Here is a 7707-nt window from a genome sequence, read left to right on the forward strand (position 1 = left end):
AACGTCTAACCGGTTTGCCGGCTTTCTTCCTAAATTCCAAGAATGAAGGAGTCAAGATTGATGAGAGGAATAAAGCAGGCGATCACAGTTCTACTGGTAGTACTCCTCGCCTTTGGTTCACCTGTCTCGGCGTTAGCGAATGAGATCGGCAAGGCAGATACAACGGTTCTGAGCAATGGCCTCGTCAAGATAACGGTCAATAATGATACAGGGCGTTTCGCCATCCGCACAGTCGATGGCCAGCCGGTCCGCAAGAAGGATCAGAATATTAATTTGATGTTCAAGGGAGATGACCCGGAGACATCCTTTACGACCTTCCGGATAGACGGAACGGATTATATCTTTGGCAATCCGTACAAGTTCGCTGCAGATTTCTTTTCCGAGATCAGTACTCCCCAGATTGTACAGAACACGGACGGAACCAAGCAGATCGAAACGGTATGGACGATTAAGGACATCCAGATCAAACAAATCATCAAGCTGTATATGAACACTTCCGACATCATGAACGCCGGTAATGTGAATGTAAGCTATCTGGTCGTCAATCACACGGACTCCACAGTAGAGGTCGGCTCACGCATTTTGCTGGACACGATGGTGGGCAGCAATGACGGGCCAGCCTTTCAAGTGGGTAAGGTCTACAAAACTCCTCTGCAGGTAGAGCGGAGACTGGTAGATGAGGATAAGCTTCCTCCCGGTATTGGTGAGGATGAGAAGTCACTCTATACGCTGCCGGCTTATTGGGTCATGAAAGACAAATATGACAGTACCGACCCTCTAGCAACTCATGCGGTGGCTTATGGATTTAATAATTTCTCTGAGAACGATATGAATATTGTGGATGAAATGGTAGTGGGCCACTGGAGCAAAATGGCTAATACCAAGTGGGACTATGAAGTCAATCCCAATTTGGATTTCACTATGGACACGAACGATTACGGCACGGCAGATTCAGCGGTTGCCTTGTACTGGAACCCTGATGCTATCCCGGCAGGAGCTGTGCACAGCTATGAAACGGTATACGGGATAGGGGAAATTGTGCAGCCGGACAAGGCGTTCTCTATCCGCTATATCGATCCGGTAAACCAGCTCGCGACGCTGGAGGACAACAGCGGCTACGAGGACGAAGGCGTCTTTGATATTACAGCCGAAGTGGAGAATCTGGAAGCTTTCAATATGGAGCAATCCAGCATTAATGTCAGTCTGCAGCTCGATAATGCACTTAAATTCGTTGATGTGGATACAAATGGCAAGATTAAGCGCGATGCGAGCGGGAAGATCATGACCAGAACCGGCAATTCCCAGAGCGCCATTTTCCGCAAGGAAGCAACACCGGCGGAGGCGGAGCAAGGCATTCAGCCGAAGTTCAAGCCCGGAGAGACGGTTACGGCCTCTTTCAAGGTCATTGCCACTGGCAAGGCCTGGCCGACAACGCCGGAATATCTGCTGAGTGTCAGCAGTCCGGAGACGGAAGCCAAGGTAGAGAGCATCGAGGATGAAACGGTCAAGGCGCAGTATAAGTCGAGCAAGGCTAATTTTGTGTTGCTGCCGCCTGTCGGCACAGCTACACCAACCTATGTGTATGCGATGTCACCGGAAGAGGCGTATACCTCCGATGTGAAGTATATTACCCTCAACTTATCCAACATTGAGGCGTACAATACCGGCAACGAGACAACGGACCCGAACTTCGATCTTTATTTCAAAGAGGTTGCCACCGGCAACCGATACAAGGTTCCGGTGAAGGACTCGGTTATTGTCCAGCCCGCGAATGACGGGCTGGCAGGAGATATGCGGATCACCTACCGGACCGGCGATTTGGTGGATAAAGACGGCAACATCCTGATGGATGATGAAGGCAAGGAACAGAAGGACCTTGGACCGGATATGCCCCTGGGCGAATATGAAGTCGAGATTGACTATAAAGACTCTGCAGATACTGGCGGCCTTTATGATCTGACTACTTCTCAGCGGTTTGTGGTCAGTGACAATGAGGAGGCGCGGATTAAAAAGGCGAGCATTCTGGCAGTCGTCAAGAGAACATTTGATATGACGACTCCTTATGACAACAGTAACAAGAGTGAGCTGGAGGAAGCTTACGAAGAAGCGTATCCCGGCTACACTTTCCCTAGCCAGGCTGAATATGCCGGAATGAAGACGATCTTTGCTACAGCCATGAATGCCATGGTCCTGAGTGCTAAAGTGACGGACCCTGAATTCGGAGGAGAGTATCTGGCACAGGCAGAAGAGGCTCCTGCTTACCATTTGGAAGCCTTCGAGAGTGAGGAGGAGCTGGAGACATTCAAGGAGAGCCTGGCTGAAGAAGATAGCGGTACAGGCAGCGCTGAGGACGAGGAGGCGCCTGGCGATGAGGTGCTGCTGGAAATTCGCGGGATGATTAACCAGATCGGCAGCGGTGATGATGCCGAGTACGTGGTAGATACGAAGAGCGAACCGGCAATTATTAACAATGCTGTAGCTTATGAAGGCAAGGATATGGTATTTGCGAAAGGCAAGCTTGATGTGCTGAGTATTAAAAAGGCCATTGATACCGATGATACGCCATTATTCGATACATTGAGTGTTAAAGGCGATGGTACGCTGAGCGTCGCGGGCAGCGGGTTCGTCTTCTTCAAAGGAGAATGGACGCTTGATTTCTTCAACGGCTTCAGCAAGTCGCTGACCCCGTCCGAAGAGGAGGAGGATAGCGGAGAGGATGAAGGGGAAGCAGAGGAGGAAGACGCCCAGAAGAAAGAAGATGAGGGCGGAGGAGCGGAAGACGATTCGCTTAACGGTGCTCTGACCTGGGCGGCCGGTACACTCGGTGAGCGGCTGAATCCGCTGCGGCAGCTGATGATTCCGGATGTGTACTTCAACCGGCAGAGCCTGTTCGCGGCTCCGAGCTTCTCAGTCAACGGCTTCGCCATGAAGTTCAATGATTATATCCTGCGCCCTGGAGGCCTTTCATTTAGCGGCGATATTAATCTGAAGCTTCTGGATTCGGAGATCAAGAATGTTATTTTTAACGATAGAGGTTTTGTGGGCATTGATACGAGTCTGAAATTTGATCTGAACGAGGATATCGGACTAATCTCCAAATCGGAAGAGGGCGATGAGGAAGATGGTGATATGCCATCCGGAGAAATTACGATTGTCCATTATGTACAGGAAGTCGAGGATGTGTCCAATACGTACGGTCTGAAGTTCAATGCGACCGTTAGTGGTGTTGGTGTTGGTGTTGAGCTTGCCTTCAAGCAGGTGGCGGACAAACGGATTCTGCCTGACACTATTGGCTTTGAGGCGGAGCTGGGCGATCCCGGCGTGCTGATTACAGGCGCTACCTATCTCACCGGCATACGCGGGGCTATCCGTGAGCTGGCGGATACCATTGCCGGAGAAGGCGATGTGCCGCTGACGCTTGAGGCAGGTGCTGATATCACCTTTGGCGTGCAGCCGGCTACGTTCTATGGCAGCATCGACATGACGCTCAAGAAGTCGGGAATCAAGCTGGTCGGCAAAATGGACTATAGCGCTTCCCCGGAATCAGAGAAGCTGGCCATGCTGACTGAAGCCAAGATTGCTGCCCAATGGATGACACCATGGTTCGTCAGCGCCTCCGCAACGGTAGACGTTCTGGGCTGGGATGTCATTATCGGCAAAGCCTCACTGTTCGTGGGGGAGAATCTGATCAAGAACCGGATCGATTTTGAAGGCTTCGTAGGCGCGAAGCTGCAGATTCCATCCGATGTGCCGTTGGTTGGCGGAATGCCGCTGGCCGGTGTGTCTCTGGGTGTCAACAATGACAAAATGTGGGGCAGCTTCGCTATCCTGTTCATTAGTCTGGGCGTAACTTATTATTTTGACGGCGATATTGAATTCGGTACCTCTGGCGAGAAGCTTCCGGACGGACTGCTCTACTTGCAGGTTCAGGACCCGGAAACCGGTCCTAAGCTGGTTGTCTTCGGCCAGGGGGCAGAAGCAGTGGCTACGTCATGGGTAACGAAGGAAGATATGCAGCATGAAGTTGAGTATCACAGTGTCGCCGATGGCGTGAGCCTGCTCGACAATGGATCCCTTGATGTGGGCATCGGCGGCATCAAGGTGTCTGATGATGGCAAGCTTCATGAAATTCCGATGTCGGCGGTAAGCGGCAACGCTATTGTGGAAGTTCAGTATTACGGTAAAACAGTACCGCAGCTTGTACTAAAGGATAATAACAGCCGCGATTACAAGATCGTGTACGATGAGCTCAAAATAAATGATCCGAATGCAAATGCATTTACACAGGAAATTGCCGGGCAGAACGAAACGGTCCGCAAAGCCTACATTGCCATTCCTGCCAGCCGGGCCGGCAGCGGAACCTGGAAGCTGTATGCGGATCAGACAGTAGATACGCGGTTGTTCAACATCCCTGAGGTGTCCAGGCTGGATGAGGTCAGGCTGGATCAGAGCAGCGGAGACACGAACGCCTTCACCGCCTCCTGGAAGGTATCGGGTGCCAAACCGGATGATACGATCAACCTGTATCTCACGAAGGATGCAGTGCTGCCTCCTGTTTCTGCAGACGGAGCGATTACAGCGCCAGGAGATGCGGGTGTGCTGATTGCCAAGGACCTGAAGGTAGATCAAGGCGGCGGGGTCTCCGGCAGCGTCACTTCGGGCAGCACACGGATCGACGCTACTCAGGTTTCACTGCTTGGAGCAACGGAAGATATCAGAGGCCTGATGGCCCAGGGAGATTATTATCTGCGGGCGGAACTGCATTCGTCTACCACCTTCGGCACGAAGACGAGTGTGGACAAGTTCAAGCTGGTAGACCCGCTTGCTCCTGCTGAGGTTACTGACGTAGCAGTCAAGCCTGCGGGCAACGGATATTTTGAGTTGTCCTTCAAGCCAGCGGCGAAGAAGCCGGGGCAGACCGGTTACGAGCATAGTTACAGCATAGAAGTACTTCAGCAGCAGGAAGGGCAGCTTGCGGAGTACGAAAATTTCAGCTCGCTTCTGTTCACTGAGAAGGAATTACAGCCGTACTGGAATGAGCAGAGCGGCAAATTCGAGGGTATCCGGCTTGGAGGCTGGACGCCGACCTCGAAGTCCAGCCAGGTGGATCATTCCAGCCTGGAGGGCAAGACGATTGCCGATGATTCGCTTAAGTACAAAGGGCTGAAGGTCGGAGAGAAATATGTCGTTGGCGTATCTGCGGCAGTGAAGCCGGACAAGGATGCAGACAAGAATGAAAATCTGCATTACGCGAAGCGGGTGGATACGACAAACACGCTGCTCCCGGTTACGGCCAAGCCTGCCCTGACTATTCAGGGCTCTGGTTCAACCCGGCTGGGAACGGCAACCTCCGCTTATGCAGAGGTGCTAAGCAGCGCTAAGAAGCAGACTATTCAGGTAGCTTCCAACCAGCAGAATGTGGAGGTAGAGGCGATCTATGACGGTAAGTCGCTTGGCACAGTAGCACTTGCAGACCATTCGGCCGGCAGTGCCGGAACGCTGGACTTTTCGACCTTTATTACTGATGGCACTTATGCGGTGGAACTCCGGACGAGAAACAAGACGACCGGCGATTTCACGATTACGATGCTGTATTTGACAGTAGACACCATTGATCCGGTTCTGTACATTGATACTCCGCTTCCGGGAACACGCACAGCCGGCGGAAAGATCAGGGTATCCGGACAGACCAGCAATGATGCTGTGCTGAAGGTTAACGGGCAGCTGGTGACGGTAGGCCAAAACGGACGCTTTGACGGTGAAGTGACCATCACTGGCAGCCAGCCCACACTGGATTTGGCCTTTGAGGCTGTGGATCGCGCCGGTAACAGCAACAGCGCCTCGGTCGTCCTGACCAATGGCGGATATCAGGTGCCGGTCGGCCTGGTTTTACGGAAAGTGACAAATCTTGGTGTTAAAGACGAGCGGCAGCTGGAAGCCTTCCTGAGAGTACCTGACGGCAAGGATGCTGCCGGCAAGGCACAGTACAAGGAAGTTCCTGTCGCTGACGGTGATCTGGCGAAGCTGACCTACTCCTTGTATGCGGGAGAGGCTGCCGAGGTATCCGAGGACGGCAAGGTGAAGGGACTTGCCGAAGGCTCAGCGATTGTATCCGCAGACTATAAGCTGTCGGACAGCATATCGCTTCAAGGAATGACAGCAATAAATGTAATGATCGAGATTAAGGCCTATACCTCGGCTGTTTCCGGGAATGCATCCTCCACGAAAGTCAATGTGTTGGCGGCGGGAGACATGAACGCCTCCAAGCTGGTCTATAAGGTGTATCCTGCGGCAGATGCTTCTTCGGCTGCTCCACGCTACAAAGATGATGTAAGCAGCTGGAAGGTCCTTCCTGAAGATGGTGTTATTCCGGCTGTCGGCGGTGACCGTATTGCTGTTGCCAAGCTCCCGAACGGCAGTAAGCAGGCCCTTGCTGTATCAACTTTAATGCCAGCGGTGCTGTGGTCTGATAGCGGCAGCGGTACAGGCGGCGGTGGCAGCGCAGGCGGAGGAGGTGCGGCCATCGGCGGTGCCGAAACCGGCAGTGATTCCGGCGTTCTCGTAGGAGGCTCTGCAGTTGAGGCGGAGAAACAGGATAACCGTCTGTTTGCCAGAATCTCAGGCGATAGCGACGGCTCATCCAAGACGCTGTTGATTGAGGGCAAGGATACAGCGGTCAGCGGATATGAATTCGCGATTGACCGCAAGCTGCTGGCGCAGGCAGCTGGACACGGGCAATTGCTCCGTATGGTTCTGCCTTTTGCGGAGCTGAGCTTCCCATCCGGTGCGGCGGCAACAACCGGTGATGATCTGAAGATTCTCATCGACAAAAACAGCAGCAGCCGGAAGGCGGAGCTGGCACAAATCGCCAAGGCGCTGAACTCCAAGCTGCTGGGCGACGGTGAGGGTGTCACCTTTGATATACAAGAGGCCAGCATTTATAAGAACCGTTCGATTGCGGCAAAGGTAGCTTTGCCCGAGACGATTGCAGCAAGAGACATTACTGCAGTAGTGCTTCGTGACAGCACTGGCAGCTGGACTACGGTGCCTTGGTCCCTGGATATCGTCAGCAACAAGGTGTATGTCGATCTGACTTTGACCGGGAATGGAAGCATTGGATTTATCAGCAAAAAGCCGGCGTTTACGGATGTGAGCGATACCCATTGGGCTAAGACGACAATCCAGGATGCTGCGGCTAAGCTGTTCATGCAGGGCCGCTCTGAAGAGCGTTTCGAGCCAAACAGCAGAATTACCCGCGCAGAGTATCCTGCAGTATTACTTCGGGTGCTTGGGCTGATGAATCAGCAGGAGCAGGTTGCATTCGCTGACGTGAAGGCGGATAGCTGGTATAGCCGCGCTTTATCCATTGCCGTTAAGAACGGGCTGGTTACAGGTTTTGCGGATGGAACGTTCCAGCCTAATGCAGAGATTTCCCGGCTGTCGGCCATGGTAATTGCCGGCCGGGCGGCGAAGCTGCTGGGGCTGGACGAGCAGATTACAAAGGCTGAGGCTGATGCTATTCTGGCGAAGTTCAAGGACGGGGAATCTATTCCGGCTTGGGCAAGAGACGCAGTTGTCCTATGCGTCAAGCAGAATCTGATCTCAGGACAGGACGGCTTCCTTCTCCCTGATGGCGTACTTACCCGTGCCCAGGCCGCTGCTATTGCGATCAGGCTGAGTAATCTTGTGCCTGTGGGCAATCCGTAA

Annotated in this window: 1 protein-coding gene; it reads left to right on the top strand. The window is 53.0% G+C overall.

All coding sequences use genetic code 11. The annotated features are described in order from the left end of the window. The first annotated feature begins 60 nt into the window (after positions 1-60). Entirely contained in the window at positions 61-7707 is a 7647-nt protein-coding gene (locus AC4G46_RS04190; RefSeq protein WP_491126815.1) for an S-layer homology domain-containing protein, read from the top strand.

The sequence above is a fragment of the Paenibacillus sp. fava2 genome (assembly GCF_058313675.1).